Raw genomic sequence first — 18,714 nt, forward strand, 5'->3', positions numbered from 1 at the left:
AATAAATAATATCGCCCTTACTCATGTTAAAGTCTCTGAATCAAATCTTAAGTAATTCTCCCGATAACAAAAAATGCAAAAGAAAAACCCAGTGATGAAAAATCACTGGGTTATTTTAGTTAATTTGGTTTCAGGAATTTGTGCATCCCCATAGAGAGAGTGAACAAGTTTCTGACTGGAATGACCATCTGAGTACTGATTCCACAAATCAGAAAAAAGTTTAATCTGATCGTAATCGTAAAAATCAGTCCAGATAATCTCAATTATTTCCTGGCTGGTATAAGCTACCGGCCCAGGAGTCATAGTATGATAGTCTTCCCAGAATCCTCGAACTCGTGCGTACTCTTCTAAATCGAAGGAGTAGAAGATCATAGGCTTATTTAAGAGTGAAAATTCATAAGGAATAGATGAATAATCTGTAATCAGAAGGTCCGTAATTAACAGCAGATGGTTTATCTTTTCACCCGCTGAAACATCAATAATAAAGTCAGGATAAGGGTTGCTGAAATTTGTATTTACAGCCGGGTGTAGTCTTAATAACAATACATAATCCTCGTGAAGGGCTTCATACATTTGTTTGAGGTCAAGCTGTATATCAGGATTTGTCAACTGATGATCTCTAAATGTTGGAGCATACAGGATCACTTTCTTGTTTTTAATTTGCGGATATTTGCTTTTTAGTTTTTGTTCAATTACAGGGTGATCTTCAAAAAAGAAATCGGTACGCGGTATCCCGGTTTTTAGAATGTTTTTCTCGGATAAGTTAAAGCTTTGTTTAAAGATCTCCGCCATTTTATCAGATCCTACAACTACTTTGTCAAAGCGCTGATAAACTTTACGAAAGCGTTCATTCGCTTTATTAGTGCGCTCTTCTATAGAAGGATCGGCAAGGCCGAACCTTTTCACTGCGCCTGAAGCATGCCATAATTGGATGCATTCTACATTTTTATTGAAGTTAACTGCAGAAAGAAAGCCAAAGTAATTATCGACAAAAACTTTCTCACATGTGGCAAGATGGTATATAGATTGAATAAAGTCCCTGGGTCTTTTTAGCTGAAAGGGAACAACTGTAACCTGGGCGTCTTCCAAAAAGAAATACTTGCATTTCTCATCTTTAAGAATGATAATTTCCCCGTCGTACTGTTTTTTTAAGGCTTCAACTGTAAACAAAATATTATCCCCAAAAGAAGAGACAAAGACCGTTTTCTTCCGTTGGGGAATAAGCTTAGCAATATTAAATATGGTTCTGAACATAAGCAGGTAGACGCTTATGAAAAAATCTTTAGCCATTGTTCACATCAAATAAATCGTCTTTTATTTTACTAGTTGAAATTCCTACAGTACGAGGTAAATAAACAACTTCGCAATATTCTGTTAAAAAGTCGAATTTCCCTTTCCAGTCATCGCCCATGACAAAAACATCAATATCGTGTTTCTGTACGTCTTCTACTTTCTGTTCCCAATTATCTTCAGCAATTACTTCATCTACATAACGAATTGCTTCAAGGATCATTTTGCGATTTTCAAAACTGTGATAGGCTTCTTTGTTTTTAATAGCGTTAAATTCATCAGATGAGATCGCAACAATCAAATAATCTCCCAGGTCTTTAGCTCGTTTTAATAAATTAATATGACCCCAATGCAATAAGTCAAAGGTGCCGTACGTGATAACTTTTTTCATTTTTTATTTCCTCCTTGAATGCTTAACATTCCATTATAAAGTATATACCTCATATTTTACAGAATTAAAACATACAATTTACAAATTTATAAAAAAGATAGAGTATACTAGATTTATACGTGCATGTATTAATACTACAAGAAATTACAAATTAAAACAACAAACTTTTGATTGATAATATTTCCATTTAAATTAATAAAGCAGCTCTCAGACACATCTGAGAGCTGCTTTGCGTTTAGCAGTTAGCAGTTAATTAATTATTTTTCGATTATAAAATCATTATCTTCGCCGCTGCTTACCCATGCCTGGTCTCCGTTGTACTCGATTTGGTACCACTCATTATCAGTAACTAATTTACTGTCTTTATCTAGTTCACCTGCAATTAAATCTTCACTGCCCACGGCACCTGCAGGGGCGTCTTCAACTGAAGGTCCGGTTCTGACATTTAAGCTATCTATAGTAACTTCCAGTAGATTTAAAGTTTTTATATAGTCACTGTGAGCCCATCCTGTTTCACCTTCATATTCTATCTCCAGCCAGACGCTTTCTGTCCCTTTAACATCTACAGTTGTTTCATTAGGTAAGCCGGTAATTACGTTGGATTCTTCATCCGGTTCTTCTCTAAGGTTTAGGTTCGAATCGTTAACCACCACTTCACCTTTAATATTTTCAGGGTATTCCAGATAGTTCCCGTCTTCATCAGAAGGATCAGGTTTTTCAATAGGAGAAGGCTGGTCTTGATACTTAGGAACATCGTAAGTTAAAACATAATCCTCAGTTGTATCATAAATGTCAGATATTGTTTTCGTTTGAATGTCCGCCCAAGCAACATGAGTTGCATATTGGTTCCATGTAGGACTGTCAGGGTTCCATTTCATTTTATACAAAGTATCCTGCCCGCGGTTAACGTATTGATCGGCAGCGAATTCAGCTCCTCCCACAATGGCTTCTTCGGGGGAGAACCATTCTTTTTCAAAAGCTGTTAAGGCACCGCCGGAAACAGGTTCTGCATCAACGGCACCTATACCATACATATTATAAACAGTATGTTCTGCTTCACTTTCTTTAACGACTTCTCCTTCACCATTTACAGGTATACCTTCTGCCAGCTCTGAAGCGCCGTAGCTTGTTTCATGTAAGGCATGAGAGATAAGGTACGCCTCATTTACATCAAATCTTTCACCAGCTTCTACAAAGGAATCAGCTGTATTTGACAGAGTTCCTGCATTATATAATATATCATCGTTAATACTCTCCGCATTTAATCCTGCAGGCTGAGATAATACTAAGAACTGATAGAAGCTGTCTGAATCCTCGTTAAAGTTATCTGCGTTTAAATAGTATTCAATTTCCTCTTCGCTGGCATCATCAATACCTGTACCATCAGATTTCTGTGGAGGGGAAGTAGAGTTCTGCTGTGTCATTACATCTTCGAATGAACGGTTATAATTTGTAGTTTCATAAGCAATATCCTCTAAACTAATATCATCAGCCTTCATAAATCCTTTAACTTCTTCGTCGTCTTCATAAGAATTGACTTCATACCAATTATTTGAAAAGGTTTTTAATTTTATTACATCATTTTTTTCGAATTGTTTCAGGGAACTGGATTCATCAGCTGCTCGTTCATAAATTTGAGACTGATCAGAAGATGCCAGGCCGTTTAAGGTTTCATTGTTGTCTTTTTTGTTTTCCACGTGCTGTTTATGAATATAACCCGTCTCTGCTTGTCCACCCATATATACTGTTGCTTCATACCAGTTTTCTGAGAAACTTTTGTACTTTAAAATGTTTCCTTTTTTATAAGTTTTTAACTCGTTAGAATGAGTAGTTGCAGCTTCAAATACTACAGTTGGTGAATTAAGGCCAATGCCTTCAAAATCATCATCATTTCCGGCTGCTTTTTCCACATGATCTTTATGAATATACCCGGTTTCTTTTTCACCGTTTAAATACACTTGGGCCTTATACCACTCAGAAGAATATTCTTCGTACTTTAGGTTTGCTCCGACAGGGTAGGTTTTTAATTTTTTGGAATTAGTGGAAGCATCTGAGTATACACTTGTAGATGCGAGCAGACCGACGCCGTTAAGTTCTTTGCCATCCTTCCTGCCAGTTTCTACATCATCTTTGTGGATATATCCGGTTTCTTTTTCCCCATTCAAATAGACTTGAGCTTCGAACCAGTCATCTAGATAGGACTTATACTGCAATATTGTCCCTTCTGAATAAGACTTTAATACACTGGCATCACTCGAAGCTGAAGCATAGACATTAGTATTTTTTTCTCCGGCGATTCCAGTAAAATTCTCCTGTTCTTTAGGAGCTGTTTCCACCTGGTCTTTGTGTATGTACCCTGTTTTGGATTCGTAGTTAATGTACACAGTGGCTTCATACCAATTTTCTGAAAAACTCTTATACTTAAGTATTGAACCTTCATTATAAGATTTTAAATCGCTTGATAACGAAGAAGGTGTTTCTGTAACATTGACTTCTCCATTCGCTCTTCCTTCCAGGGAGTCCTGGTTTTGTTCTGCTCTTTCGATATCACCTTTATGTATGTAACCAGTATGAGCTTCATGATTAATGTAGACGGTTGCTATGTACCATTCATCACTGTGCTCTTTAAACCTCAAGATACTGCCTTTTGGATAATCTTTAAGGGACTGGGAACTTTGGTCAGTTTCACTATAGACAGTAGTTGAGTCTTTTAAAGCAATCCCCTTTTGATCATTGTCTGCTAAAACTGTACTATTTTGTACGCAAAAAGTTAATACAAAGCTACATGCTATTAAGACAGCAGCTTTTGCAAAGCTAAAACGCATATAATTTCATTCCTCCTTTAGTAAATAGATATATAAATTAATTCATCAATTACATTTAAAAATAAACAGAAGCCTCACCCTTTCAAAATAATCTAGAAATTGATGATGACGGAGGAAGTTATTGGGGTGGAAGATTCATAACTTTACAATACAGTGACACAGTATAACATTGTGTTGCGAAAAAATGAATGAAAGATTACAAAAAATGAACCTAAACTCCTGTGATGATTGAAGGATAAAAAAAGATTCTCTCAACGTAGGTTGAAAGAATCTTTTTTGTTGTCTATTTTTCGATAATGTAATTATTATTCGTACCGCTGCTCGACCATGCTTCACGACCGTCATAATAAATCATATACCATTCATTATCTGTAACTAATTCGTTATCTTTATTTAGTACCCCGGCTACATATTCATTATTCTGTAGTTTACCAATTGATTGGTTATTAATAGATGATCCAGTTCTGACATTTAAGTCGGATACTGTAACTTCAAGTAAGTTAAGCAGTTTAACAAATTCACCGCTTACCCAGCCGGTTGTACCGTCATATTTAATTTCATACCAGGAACCGTTAGTCCCGATAACCTCAATCTGAGAGCCATTAGGAATAGATTTTAAGATTGAATCATCAGTTGAAGGACCTTTTCTCAGGTTCAAATTAGATCCGGATTCTACCACAACTTCACCTTTTACCTTATCAGGATAATCAATATAGGTTCCTTCAGGATCTTCTGGATCCGGCTCAGGGATAGAAGAAGGCTGACCATCATATGAAGGAACATCGAATACAAGAACATAGTTATCAAGGGCATCGTAGATATTGGCAATGGTTCTTGTTTGAATATCTGCCCATGCAACATGAGTCGCATATTGGTGATCGCCGGGATTATCAGGGTTCCAACGCATCTTATACAGCGTATCCTGACCACGGTGGACATAATTGACTGACACAAACTGTGCTCCTCCTATGATAGCTTCTTCAGGAGAGAACCATCCTTCATTAAAAGCACGTTTAGCGCCACCAGAAATAGGTGAGTCATCATACGCTCCAATACCGTAAATGTTGTAAACAGTATGAGTTTTTTCGCTTTCATCTACAACGTTACCATCATTATCCACTGGAATACCTTGAGCTAGTTTAGAAGACCCGTGGCCTGTTTCATGAATTGCGTGGGAGATAAGGTAAGCTTCGTTTATATCATGTGTTTGACCAGCTTGGACAAAAGAAGAAGCTTCACCTTTTAATATTTCAGAGTTGTACAAGATTTTTTCATTAATTTCTGAAGCACTTAAACCTGCAGGCTGAGATAGTTTTAAAAACTGATAAAAACTGGTGGAATTTTCATCAACGTTTTTAGGGTTTAAGTAATACTCCACCTGCTCCTCACTTGCAGCTACTAATCCAGCACCGTCAGCTTTTGGTGTTCGAGTCATCTGCGTATCGAGAACGTCCTCAAAGTGATGATCATAGCTGGTAGTTTCATAGACTAAGTCTTCCACACTCACTTGATCTTTGTGGATATAGCCTGTACGGCTGCTGCCGTTAATGTAAGCTTCTGCTTCATACCAATTATTGCTGAAGGTTTTTAAGTTCAGGATGTCATTTCTGTCAAAGGTTTCTAGCTTGCTGGAACTCTTGGAAGCATACTGATGCATCGTAGTGTTATTAACTGCTGCTAAACCTCTGACTGGTTCCTGACTGCCGGAAAGGTTTTCTACATGAGATTTATGAATGTAACCGGTGTGAGCCTTATTGTTTAAATAAACTGTGGCTTCATACCAATTAGAGGAAAAATCTCTATATTGTAGTACTTTACCTTGATCATAAGATTTTAATGGATTAGAACTAGTAGATGCCGCTTCATAAACGTGAGTCGGAGACTGAAGACCAATCCCGCGGTAGTCATTGTTTGATTTAGCAGGTTGTTCAACATGGTTCTTATGAACATAACCATTCTCTTTCTCCCCATTAACTGTAACTTCTACCGTGTGCCAGTTATTTGAATATCTCTTGTAATTGATGTCTGAACCAGGAGAGTAACTTTTTAACACATTTGAGCTTGTGGATGCATCAGAATAAACCTGAGTAGGTTCTAATAGCGTGACGCCTGACCCTTTCTGCCCGTTTGTTTGACCGGTTTCTACATCATTCTTATGGATATAGCCTGTATGAGCCTCGTTGTTCAAATAAACGGTAGCTTCGTACCAATCACCCAGGTAAGACTTATACTGTAAAATCGTTCCATTAGAGTAGGACTTTAAAGCTTTTGAATTCTTTGATGCTTTTGAATACACGTGGGTAGATTCATTTAAAGCAATCCCAGTTAAATCCTCTTGATCTTGAACAGAGGTTTCAACGTGACTTTTATGTATATAGCCGGTGTGGGGTTCATAATTTAAGTAAACCGTAGCTTCATACCAGTTTTCTGAAAAGGTCTTATATTTTAAAATATGACCTTCCCCATAAGACTTTAAAGCCTTTGAATTAGTGCTCCCGTTTTTGTAAACATTTACTACGTTAGTATTGGCTCTTCCTTCTAAAGATTGCTGGGAAGATACTGCACTTTCTACATCATCTTTATGTATATAACCAGTGTGAGCTTTATAGTTTAAGTAAACAGTGGCAATATACCAGTTGCTGTTATACTCACGGTACCTTAGAATGTGCCCCTGATCATACTGTTTTAATGAGTTTGAATTTCTGTTTGTATCACTGAATACAGTAGTATCGTCCTTTAAGGCAATTCCTTTAATCTGTTCCTCAGCTTGGACCGAGTCCCCTAATTCTGGTACATAAACGAATAATGGTATTAAGAACAAAGCCAATAACAATTTTGAGAAGCTTGACTGCATTTACATATATACCTCCTAGTTACTATTTTTTAAATGATTACTTTTAAGTAGAATGATTCATAAGCCTCACCCTCTCAAAAGAATTTTAAAAGCAATCACTGGTAACATTGGAGGAAATTGTTAGAATCGATCTCATACAAAGTTATTAAATTACTTCTATTATTTTCTTTTTGTTCATTATTATGGACATAGTATAACATCACATTACAAAAAAATGAACGAAATATGACGAAAAATAATACATTTTGCTTAATATACGTAAAAACATTCACGGTTTCTTTTGAGGATGAGGGAGTTTTAGACTAGAAGTTTGATAGGTTATTAACTTATTATCTTTATTTAAAGTACTTAGAAGGGTTTGTATTGAAACAATTGTAAAATAGGAAGGAATTCTAAAAGTCCCGAAAGTTGATGTGTTATTTGATAATGTTTAAAATAGTTTTTATGGAGTTCGCGTGAAATAGGGATTCACAGGATATTTGGGAGGAACACAAATGGTCAGTATTAGAAACCTCATTCATAAAATTAAAGGCAATGGCTCTCAAGATGAAGAAGAACAAACCATGAATGAGAATCCAAAAGTAATAAATATAATTACAAGTAATAAAGAGTTATACATAATGCTTACAGAAGCCAGTGCAAATTCAAAACTGCTTATGCGTGACATGACTGACGATAGTTTGGTTTATGAAGCAGATATAGATCAAGAGGGTAAGGCAGTAATTAATATAAATAAAAGTGGTTTAATAAAGCAGTCAAAATGTGCTTTTTATGTAAGATCAGAAGCAGAGGAACGAAGGTTGAAACCTACAGAGAACCTGGGAAATGAAATTAGTGGAATATCTCATTCCCTGGAAGAAGAAGATCATTTAATAGTGCCGTACATCACCGTTAAAGGTAACGTTAGTGTGAAAGTTTTCAGAAGGTATGAATTTGAAAAATCAAATGATTTACCACTTAGTGTTAATCGTATTCAATTTGATAATAACCAGGCAAAAGTAAAAGGATGGCTCTTCGCTGATTCGGAAACGCGGTCGAATAGCAGAATTATAATGAAGAAAAGAGGGTCAAGCTTATCCTATGAACTGCCCGCGGAAATAAAGGGAAATGAATGGCATGCTGACCTTGAATTTAAGGAGTTTAAACCTTCAAAAGGAACATGGGACTATTATCTTGAAGTAAGTGACAAGAAGAAGCACCGCATTCAAATGGAGAATATGAAACCTAGTGATGGTTTGAACAATCATCCTTTTCATCTTCAAAGAGAATCAAGGTGGAACGTCTTATATAAAACAAAGAATGATACTCTATCTTCTAAAGTACAGGCAGCAACAGTTCAAATGGAAAATGTGGAAACAGAAGTAGTTGATGATTTTAAAATTAGGTGCAGCGGACTTTTAAAAGATATCCAATTAAATGGGAAGCATAGAATTGATGAAGCTCGGGTTCTTATAGCAAAAAGAAACAATGGAAAAGAATATCATGAAGCAATTAAGCTTGTAAAAGATGAGAATAATAATTTTCTGTTCGATTTTAAATTAGATTATCGACAATTGATTCTAACTAATGAAAATAATCAGCATAGGTGGGATATCTACCTTGCGATTCCTTATCTGGATGAAGTAATAAGGTATCGATTCAAGATTAATTCTAAAGAAATTGCCTATCAATCAAGAATTAAATTTGAATCATTAACAATTAATCAGGTTTATATGTATTCCACTGTGAATGACCAGCTTTCTATCGTTCAGAAAGACCTAAGTGTGGAACGTAATGTTGACAGCTGCAGGTTAAATAATCGTAAATTAATGCTGAGCGGCTTTGCATATCTGGATACTGTACAATGGATAGAAAAAGAAGACTTACAAAGAAATTTAATTCTTCGGGATAGGGAAAATGAGGAGGATTACATTATTCCTTTAGCAGGAATTAGGAATGACCTGAAAAGGTTTGGCTATAGCTATTGCCATAGCGGATTCTACCTGGAAATTGACCTGGATGATTTCCTTTCATCCACCAATCAAGTGAAGAAAGTATTTGATATATACGTGCAGTTTCAATATAAAGGAATAACAAAAGAGAGAAGACTAGGACGTGAGGAGTTTGAATACTTCAAGGATGATGTTTTGGACCGGGAAGTTATTTCAAGAGAAAATGACTATGAAATAGTATATTTGACTTACACTCCAAGTGGTAACATTAAAGTTGAAACAAATCGTATTCCAACTGAAGCCATGAAGTATTTATCTCAAGATATAGAAGAAGAGAAAGAGGAACTGTGGCTGATAGGAGAACGTTATAATACAGCGCAGGACACAGGCTATCATTTTTTTAAATTCTGCCGGGAATACTACCCAAATATGAATATTTACTATGCCCTTGATCCTGACTCCAAAGATTACGCCGAAATTGAACATCTGGGTAATGTAATCCAAATGGGCTCAATGGAGCACTATAAAGTAGCAGCATCTGCTACAGCTTTAATAGGATCGCATGATTTAGAATATTTCCTGCCTGCTAAAGGAATTGAATTTAGTTCATACAAGCACGGTAAAAGAATCTTTTTACAACATGGGGTTTTGGGAAGAAAAAATGTGGAATACCACAAAAATTATTATAAATACCCGTTTCACTTGTTTTGTGTGAGCTCTCAAAGTGAAAAGAATTTAGTAGAGAAAAAACTAGGGTATAATAAAGAAGAAGTAGAAATTACAGGACTGACTAGATTCGACTCTCTCCTTGATCAGCAGCAAAATAAGAAATCAATTTTATTTATTCCCACCTGGAGAGAGTGGCTGCTCAATGAACGGGATTTTCTGAACTCAGACTACTATAAAATGTATAAATCAATGCTGCAAAATGAAAGCCTTCAGCAGATGCTGACCCGGTATAATGTAGAACTGAATTTCTTTCCTCATTATCGTATGCAGCCGTTTGTAGAACATTTTGAGATTCAGCATGATTTAATTAATGTTATAAAATTAGAAGAAAGACGGATACAAGACCTTCTACTAGAAAATAGTTTAATGATCACGGATTATTCCTCTGTTTCTTTTGACTTTAATTATATGTCCAAACCAGTAGTATTTTATCATTTTGATCAGGATTCTTTTTTTCGTAAAGGGATTTTAAGGCCGATTGAAGAAACATTTATCGGAGATATATGTTTCTCAGAAGGCGAACTTATAAAAACGATAACAAACTATGTGAAAAACAACTTTAAAGAAAGAAAGCAGTTTTCTAACCAAAAGCATTTAATATTTTCTAATATAGACAAAAATAACTGCCAAAGAGTGTACGATAGAATCCAAAAGGTTTAGTTTAGTATTTTTAAATAGGTAAAAGGGGTCGTTTTTAAAATGAAAAAGCGTTTGAAACCAAGTGTGGCAGATATAAAATTGCATGAAAGCGGAAAGATCTCTATTTATATTCCAATTTCTAAAGAAGATGATCGAATCAATCGGTTAATTTTAATCAACCGTTATTCCTCAGAGGAAATCAACCTTCCATTGTTTGAAAAAGAAGTAAATGATAACCTAAGGCTTTTATATGGGTATCTTGATTACAATAAATGGGAAAGTAAATTGCTGAATGGGGAGTTTTGGGATCTTTACTTGCAAAATGGTGAAGGGAATCATAGACTCCGTCCTGCGAATAACGCAATCGAATATGTCAGAATTAAGGAACAAGAGAGTGGAAAAACGTTCCATCCTTATATCACTAAAAAAGGTAATGTGTCATTTCGTTACAGTGAAATAGACTTTTTTGCCGGTATAAATAATGTGGAAATTTCTGAAGAAGGCAGCTTGAAAGTCGAAGGGTTAATAGAAAATGTAAACCTTAATAACGTAAGTGAAGCTCACCTTTTACTAAAAGATGCAGTAAACGTTGAGACCCGTTGTCCTTTAGAGGTAAAAGAAAATACAAAACCGGGATTCCATTCATTTTCTTCAGAAATTGATCTAGCAGGGACCATAACAGAAGAGCTCCCAAACTATTTGATCAGCTCTTTAGAGCTCGAAACTTTTGATGGTAATCAAACCATGTGGAGAGAGACTCCACGTCTGAAATACTACGGTACTGAATCTCTGGATGAAATTTATATTACGTCCATAAACGATTTAGATATAAAATTTAAGATATCTACTAGTAAAGTTGCTGGATATTTAACGGTCCACATGCTAGAGGATAATGTAGTGAAAGAATTTGCTAATAAAGTAGAGAAAGAAGTAGTTAAAGCCAGAAGAGGAAAACGGGCATTAAAGTTTTATAAAAATGTCTTTCAAATTGTTAGTTACTTACCAGGTAAGAATAACTTAGTTGTTTTTGAAAGCTTTCATGGTAAACAATATAGTGACAGTCCGAGAGCGATTTATGAATATATGAAGGAGCATACTCCTGCCTATAACCTTATTTGGAGTGCAGATCGCAGGCATTACGAGGAATTTGTTGAGAGAGGACTTCCTGTGGTCAGGCGTTTCTCGCTTAAGTGGCTTCTTGTTATGACAAGAGCGAAATACTGGGTGACTAACACGAGACTGCCTAATTGGCTGCCAAAGCCCAAGGGTACAGAATATGTACAAACCTGGCACGGCACCCCATTAAAGCGTCTTGCGGCAGATATGGAAGAAGTGCACATGCCTGGAACGAATACGTTGAAGTACAAGAGTAATTTTATTAAAGAAGCCAATAAATGGGATCATCTGGTCGCTCCTAACGCCTATTCAAGTGAGATATTTAAGAGTGCCTTCTTGTTTGGTAAAAATATGATTGAATCGGGATATCCTCGTAATGATTATTTAATTCAAGAAAATAATCAAGAAACTATTAACCAAATTAAAAAAAAGCTTGATCTTCCATTAGACAAGAAAGTTGTATTGTATGCCCCTACGTGGAGAGACAATCAATTTTATCAGAGAGGTAAATATAAATTTGATTTAAGTCTTGATTTGCAGCAAATGAGAGATGAGCTGGGTGATGAGTATGTGGTTGTGCTTCGCATGCACTATTTAATCGCTGAAAACTTTGATCTGGGACCTTTTGAAGGATTTGCTTTTGACTACTCAAAATATGAAGACATTCGTGATCTGTATTTAATATCGGATATTCTAATTACTGATTACTCTTCCGTATTTTTTGATTATGCAAATTTAAGAAGACCAATTATATTCTTCGTTTATGATATAGATGAGTATCGTGACAGCCTGAGGGGGTTCTATCTGGATCTGGAAAAAGAAGCTCCAGGACCGCTGGCTAAAACAACAATTGAAGTTATAGATTCTATAAAAGAATTTGAGCAGAATGATTTTCAGTTGGGTAAATCGTTTGAAGAGTTTTACGGACGTTTCTGTGATTGGGAAACCGGGGAATCATCTAAACGAGTAGTAGAAACTGTGTTTAAATAATCATTTGTTGTTTTTCTAGTCAAACCTTAGTATAATTTGACGGTGTTAAGATCTTTGAAGGATTAAGGAAGGTACCATTATGAAGTCTGCTTTAACCGTAATTAAAGAACAAGTGAATTATTTTTACCTGGTTAGACGGTTATCTTTATATGAAATAAAAAGCTCGAACATGAATAATTATTTAGGCATGCTTTGGGAATTACTAAACCCAGCCATTCAAATTTCAATTTATTGGTTTGTGTTCGGGTTTGGGATCCGTAATCGTGTAGGCGAAGGCGGCATTGATTTCTTCCCGTGGATGCTTTCGGGTATAGTCGTCTGGTTTATGATCAATCAAGGATTGTTAGAAGCTTCAAAATCGATCTTTAAAAAGATCAAAATGCTTTCAAAGATGAATTTTCCGATGAGTGTGATTCCGAGTTATGTTATTTTCTCAAAGTTTTACCCTCATCTTATGTTATTAGCTCTGGTGATTATTATTTTGAACATTCTTGGTTTTCCGATTAGTATCTACTACATTCAGATTCCTCTATATATGGTTGGGGTATTGGCATTGTTGTATGCGATCTCGTTGATTACATCAACGTTGGCAACGATTGTGCGGGATGTTCAAATGTTCTTACAGTCAACACTTAGAATGCTGCTTTACCTATCACCGATTTTATGGGATGTCAGTCAATTTGGTGAAGATTTAAACTGGCTGAAGATGCTTATGAAGATTAACCCTTTTTACTATGTAGTGGAGTCTTACCGTACCTCCTTGCTGGGACAAGGATGGTATTTCATTGAAGAGTGGCAGTACACGATGTATTTTCTAGGAGTGATTGCCGTGCTGTTCATAATTGGAGCGGCTCTTCATGTTAAGTTCCGCAGACATTTCATAGATTTTCTATAAAATGGAAGTGATTCTATGGCGAAATCCGTCATTGTGCGTGACGTTTCAAAAAAATATAAATTATTCTCAAATCCTCGTGAACGTCTCCTGGACTTAATTGTTCCCGGTAAGTCATATGGAGAAGACTTCTATGCTCTCCAAAATGTCAGTTTTGATGTAGATGAAGGGGATATTGTAGGTTTTATTGGAGTGAACGGTTCTGGTAAATCTACTTTATCTAATATCATCGCCGGAGTTGTGCCGGAAACTGAAGGTTCCGTAGAAGTAAAAGGACAGACGGCTCTTATCGCAGTTAACTCAGGTCTTGATAATAAGTTATCAGGAAGAGAAAATATTAAACTGAAGCTTCTTATGTTAGGCTTCAGTCAGAGTGAGATCAATGAGTTGGAAGATGGTATTATTGAATTTGCTGAATTGGAGAAATTTATTGACCAACCTGTGAAATCTTATTCCAGCGGTATGAAATCGCGTTTAGGCTTTGCTATTTCAGTTAATGTGGACCCCGATGTCATGTTAATTGATGAGGCCTTGTCTGTGGGGGATAAAGCTTTTGCAGAGAAGAGCTTAAACAAAATGTATGAATTTAAAAAACGCGGTAAAACTATGTTCTTCGTCAGTCATTCGATAGGGCAAATGAGAAAGTTTTGTGAGAAAGTGGTTTGGCTGGAATTTGGACAAGTGAAGGAATATGGTCCTTCTTCTGAAGTGCTTGATCACTATGATGATTTTCTAAAAGAATTCAAAAAGATGTCCAAGCAGGATAAGAAAGAGTATCAGGAAAAAGTAATGAAAGAGCGAAGCAGCAAACAACCAGCGTTAAAATAACCGAGAAGAGCATTCCCTCATTATGATGAAGAGGGAAGGCTCTTTTTTTCAATAGCTTGAGTATAAAGCTGAATAAATTTCTTCGAAGCAGTAGTATGAGAGAAATAAGTGGTTACTTTTTGTTTAGCATGCCTGGCTAATGCATTGGCTATTTCAGGATTTTCGATAAGATACGTGATTTGACGGGCTAACTCTGATGTATCACGGTCACTAAATAGTAAGCCATCGGTTTCGTGAGTAATTAATTCCTTTAACCCGCCTATCTTACCTGCTATAACAGGTGTGCCGGAGCCCATTGCTTCAATTGCGGAAATGGACGTGGCTTCCTCTACACCATGCGAGTGAACACTAGGAATGAGGACGATTTGAGAACTTTGGTAGAGTTCAACCATATCCTCGTGAGCAACTGATCCAAGAAAATAAACATTATCTTCAAGTTTGAGTTCTTTCGTTTTATTTTTTAATGTTCCTAATTGTTCACCGGTGCCTGCATATACGAGTATGACTTCGGGGTGTGTAGTAATGATTTCGCGTAAAGCCAGAAGCGGATACATAACACCATTCTTCTCTGTTAACCTCCGTGGGACAAATAACATATAACCGTCTTCAGGGAGAGCGTGTTTCTGTCTGGTTTGTCCGGACTGGGGGAATTTATTAAATTGTTCGGTGTCTATAAAGTTTCGTATGATGTGTGCCTGGGTCCCTGAGGTTTCCTTTAAATAGTCACAAATGCGCTTATCAACAGTTATATTCATTTGAGCACCAGAATAAGCTTGACATTCTAAACCCATCATTTCTTCAGCTTCACATGTTTTTGGATTTACGGCCCCCCGGCTGATCGCTTCATAGGTATAGTACCCATGGATCGTGGCGGTTACGGGTAATGGACTTTCCAACGCAGCGTGGGTTGCAAATATGTCTTGAGAATTAATAACGTCATAGGCTTCAGCTCTTTCTTGAATCATGGAGGCGAGTAGTTTTTTGCGTTGAAGATCGTTATAGAGCTGGCCTTTGCCGTGTTTTACTTTGTTTATTATAAAGCCGGGACCCTGGGCCAGCAGTTTCCTTTTCCAATTCGGGACATCTGAGAAAGATAGTACATCCACAGAATGACCATCCTCTTCCAACCCTTTTTTAAGAGTAGTTATATGAGTTGAGAGGCCTCCTTCATGAGGGAAGTCAAATATTGTAGTGATTAGAATTTTCATGATGCTGCACCTCTATTCATTAAATTATTCCATTCCTTTTTAAAAATAGCTACCTTACATACCCATAATAAAATACTATAAATGGTAAATGTGCTTAACGTTATTATGACCAACTCCACCCAATTAGACATTGATGGGATTAATTGAGACAGGAACCAGGCTGAAGGTAAAATAATTAGGAAGATACCTGCGCATTTTGCCCAGTCTTTGAAGTAATTTGTGATTGCAGGACCCGTTTTATTTAAAAGGTTAAAGTATAAGTAGGCAGATTGGACAAGCATCGAAATACTCGTAGCTGAAGCTATTCCGCCCACTCCGTAAACCGGAGCCAGCACAATGCTTAGAACCACATTTACGCCAACTCCCAGAACACACGATTTTAGTGCCGTATGGTTGGAGTGATAAGCATATACACTATTCATTAAGTATTCACGCAATGCAAAGAAAGGAAGAGCTATAGAATAAAACAAAAAAGCTGTAGTAGTCAGAGCACCGGCTTTCTCATCAAAAGCCCCTCTTTGAAAAGCGGTTGATACAAGGAGTTCGGCTTCCACAAGCATGATAACCATGACGGGAATTGAAAGGATAATAATAATAGAAATTCCTCTATGCACAAGGTCAACGAAAGAGCGAACTTGACTTACTGCCATCCGCGCCAGTTGGGGATATAAAATAGTTGAAATAGGCATCAATAAGATGCTTAACGGAAGCCAGAGGAGCCGGTTGCCATAGTTTAAGGCAGAAACACTTCCTTCGGCAAGAAACGACGCAACAACTCGATCCACTACACTATTCAGTTGGACGATCAAAGCTGCAAGTATGATAGGCCAAAATGGTTGAATCAGTGATTTTAGCGAGGCCCACTCTTTCCACGGCCAGATGATCTTAAAGTCTTTAAGGGGAAGAAATGGCCATTGGACTGCAATTTGAAGAACGCTTCCAATCAGAACACCAGCAGCAAGCCCGTATATATCTAACCATTGATACAAAAGGAACATACTTACAATAATGCCTACATTATTAACGATAGGTGCCCAAGCGGGAGGGCCAAACTTGGTTCTGGCATGTAATATTCCCTGCGCAAAAGATTGAGCCGTCATAAAAAACAGGGACGGCATCATAACCAGAGTAAGACCAACAGCTAAATCGGATTGATCCGCAGAAAAACCAGGTGCAAATAAAAATATAATTGGCTTTACAACGACCATACCTGCTATAGTGATCCCTAATGATACGAGCAGGAATAAGGCTGCTAATTTGTTGAGAAGAATATTTGCTTCGTAAGGTGAACTTTCTTTCTTTTGAATATACAGTGGTATAATCCCTGCTTGAATTCCAGTGCCTAAAGCTGTAAACAAAATAGTCGGTATTAAATAGGCAACAAAAAAGACATCGGCTGTCTCGCTTGCTCCAAAGAGCGATGCAATAAAGGCTTCCCTGAAGAACCCAAGTAACTTGCCTATAGCTGATAGGATGGTGATGATTCCGAATAATTTAATCCATTTCATAACAATTCTCCAAGTTTATTTTGTTGTTTAATACGTAACCTATCATGAAATAGAAGTAAAGCGTAAATGTTTTATCTTCTAAGATATTATAAAATAAAGCGGAGGTGAGCAGGATGACCAAAGCGCTTAGGCTTATACTTCTCCACAAGGTATGATCGACTCTCAATAATTTACTGGCTAGTAAGAATAGGAGGGAGGAAGCTAGAACAACACCTGTAACCCCTGTACTTACTAACAGAGAAATATACTGATTGTCTGTGTAAAGATGGTTAGGGATCCCATACTCTTCATATAAAGGTGATTCATATGTTTGTGCAGCGGCATCACCATAAGTAGAGAATCCACTCCCGAACATTGGGTGATCACTGAAGATTTCGATGCCTTTTAATACAACGTAAATGCGCCCCCATTCTGCACTAGCCTGTATTGTGTCATTTGAAAACATCTCTTTAAATCTTTCAATTAGCACATTATTTTCTTTAACAACAGGGTCCGGCGATTTTTCTTTTAATTCATCTGCAGTATTGTTCTTCTCTTCAGCGAATTGATCAAAGTAACCTGACTCCTCAATTCCTTCGGCAGCTAAAACAACAGGATAATAAATTAGTGAGAAACTGACAAAGGCATAAAAAAGTAACGTGAGAGCATGTTTCCAAGTTCTTCGCAAAATAATATAAACAACAGCACCTAAAGTAAACGCAAGTATGGCTCCTCTGGAGTAAGTGAGTAATGCTGTGCCGGCGAGTACGATACGAAGGATAACTAGAAGTCTGCTGTTCAGCCAGGTGTTTTTTAACAAATAAGTGCTGAAAAATACTATGATAAGATAGGTTGCGAGAACATTAGGATTAGCTATCAAGCCATATATACGCATTTCATTCGCAGCAGCTAAATTCCAATCTTTCCAGGAAGCGGGCAGAAGCCAATTTCGTAAACTTAATTTTTCGATTAAACCATGGACAGAAATAACTAGAGCCGTACCAATAGAAACAAGTATGATGCGGTTCAAATCAGTCCTTGACCACAAGATTTCTTTACCGATTACGATAAGCAGTAAAGTAATGGTCAATGAGCGAATTTGAAATATGCCGGCTGGTACGGTAATCCCAGTTTGAAGACCTGAAAGTAAACCAACAGTTAATAATAAAATAAACAATGCAGCCCATCGATATTCTCTAAACCAATACGTCAAGGAATACTTCCTGGTAAAAATTATGATTAATACAATTGTAAGAACAATAAGGTCTGGTAAGTAAGCAAGGCCGCCATTTATTTCAACAATAAATGGTCGTAATGGAAAAAGTACAAATAATAGAGAAAGACTGTTTTTTAAAGAATACAGAGTGGAAAAGATGATAATAGCTGTTATTACATAACCAATGAATTCAGATGGTAATATAATGCCACCAGCAATAAGGATGATATGTAAAGGAAATAGCCAATTTTTAAAGTCATTCATTTAAACACTCCCAAATTAAATGGTGCCTATCTTCTATCATAAACCTTTAAAATT

The 18,714-nt window shown here is 36.7% G+C and carries 11 protein-coding genes; 4 read left to right on the forward strand and 7 right to left on the reverse strand.

Annotation, left to right across the window (positions count from 1 at the left end; all coding sequences use genetic code 11):
- Window positions 1-102: 102 nt before the first annotated feature.
- The 4 genes from LF822_RS14065 to LF822_RS14080 all read right to left on the reverse strand — a co-directional run bounded on the left by LF822_RS14065 (window position 103) and on the right by LF822_RS14080 (window position 7,360).
- A complete protein-coding gene (locus LF822_RS14065) occupies window positions 103-1,290 on the reverse strand; it encodes a CDP-glycerol glycerophosphotransferase family protein (RefSeq protein WP_256522073.1) in 1,188 nt (395 codons plus the stop codon).
- Window positions 1,283-1,681 carry a glycerol-3-phosphate cytidylyltransferase gene (tagD, locus tag LF822_RS14070; RefSeq protein WP_253924700.1) on the reverse strand — a complete coding sequence of 133 codons (399 nt, stop codon included), beginning with the start codon at window positions 1,679-1,681 and terminating at the stop codon, window positions 1,283-1,285. Before tagD ends, LF822_RS14065 begins: the two co-directional genes overlap by 8 nt.
- Before the next feature lie 257 nt (window positions 1,682-1,938).
- Window positions 1,939-4,506: an SH3 domain-containing protein gene (locus tag LF822_RS14075; RefSeq protein WP_253924701.1), complete on the reverse strand. Its 2,568-nt coding sequence runs from the start codon at window positions 4,504-4,506 to the stop codon at window positions 1,939-1,941.
- Window positions 4,507-4,789: 283 nt separating this feature from the next.
- A complete protein-coding gene (locus tag LF822_RS14080) occupies window positions 4,790-7,360 on the reverse strand; it encodes an SH3 domain-containing protein (RefSeq protein ID WP_253924702.1) in 2,571 nt (856 codons plus the stop codon).
- Between the two features lie 494 nt (window positions 7,361-7,854).
- Between LF822_RS14080 and LF822_RS14085 the strand changes: the two genes are divergently transcribed.
- The 4 genes from LF822_RS14085 (at window position 7,855) to tagH (ending at window position 14,485) form a co-directional block, all read left to right on the forward strand.
- Complete coding sequence (locus LF822_RS14085) at window positions 7,855-10,680, forward strand: CDP-glycerol glycerophosphotransferase family protein (protein WP_253924703.1); 2,826 nt, start codon at window positions 7,855-7,857, stop codon at window positions 10,678-10,680.
- A gap of 39 nt (window positions 10,681-10,719) precedes the next feature.
- Window positions 10,720-12,765: a CDP-glycerol glycerophosphotransferase family protein gene (locus LF822_RS22985; RefSeq protein WP_305881981.1), complete on the forward strand. Its 2,046-nt coding sequence runs from the start codon at window positions 10,720-10,722 to the stop codon at window positions 12,763-12,765.
- Between the two features lie 79 nt (window positions 12,766-12,844).
- Entirely contained in the window at window positions 12,845-13,660 is an 816-nt protein-coding gene (locus LF822_RS14095; RefSeq protein ID WP_253924704.1) for an ABC transporter permease, read from the forward strand.
- Between the two features lie 15 nt (window positions 13,661-13,675).
- Entirely contained in the window at window positions 13,676-14,485 is an 810-nt protein-coding gene (gene tagH / locus LF822_RS14100) for a teichoic acids export ABC transporter ATP-binding subunit TagH (protein WP_253924705.1), read from the forward strand.
- A gap of 20 nt (window positions 14,486-14,505) precedes the next feature.
- Here tagH and LF822_RS14105 read toward each other — a convergent pair whose 3' ends face one another.
- Genes LF822_RS14105 through LF822_RS14115 form a run of 3 tightly spaced genes read right to left on the reverse strand, consistent with a single transcriptional unit; the run spans window position 14,506 to window position 18,660 of the window.
- On the reverse strand, window positions 14,506-15,693 hold the full coding sequence (locus LF822_RS14105; RefSeq protein WP_253924706.1) for a glycosyltransferase family 4 protein: 1,188 nt from the start codon (window positions 15,691-15,693) through the stop codon (window positions 14,506-14,508).
- Window positions 15,690-17,201, reverse strand: coding sequence for a murein biosynthesis integral membrane protein MurJ (gene murJ / locus LF822_RS14110; protein ID WP_253924707.1), 1,512 nt, complete (start codon window positions 17,199-17,201; stop codon window positions 15,690-15,692). Before murJ ends, LF822_RS14105 begins: the two co-directional genes overlap by 4 nt.
- Entirely contained in the window at window positions 17,188-18,660 is a 1,473-nt protein-coding gene (locus LF822_RS14115) for an O-antigen ligase family protein (RefSeq protein WP_253924708.1), read from the reverse strand. Before LF822_RS14115 ends, murJ begins: the two co-directional genes overlap by 14 nt.
- Between the last annotated feature and the right edge of the window lie 54 nt (window positions 18,661-18,714).

The organism is Halobacillus sp. A5 (genome assembly GCF_024189315.1).
In the GTDB taxonomy this organism is placed as follows: Bacteria; Bacillota; Bacilli; order Bacillales; family Halobacillaceae; genus Halobacillus_A.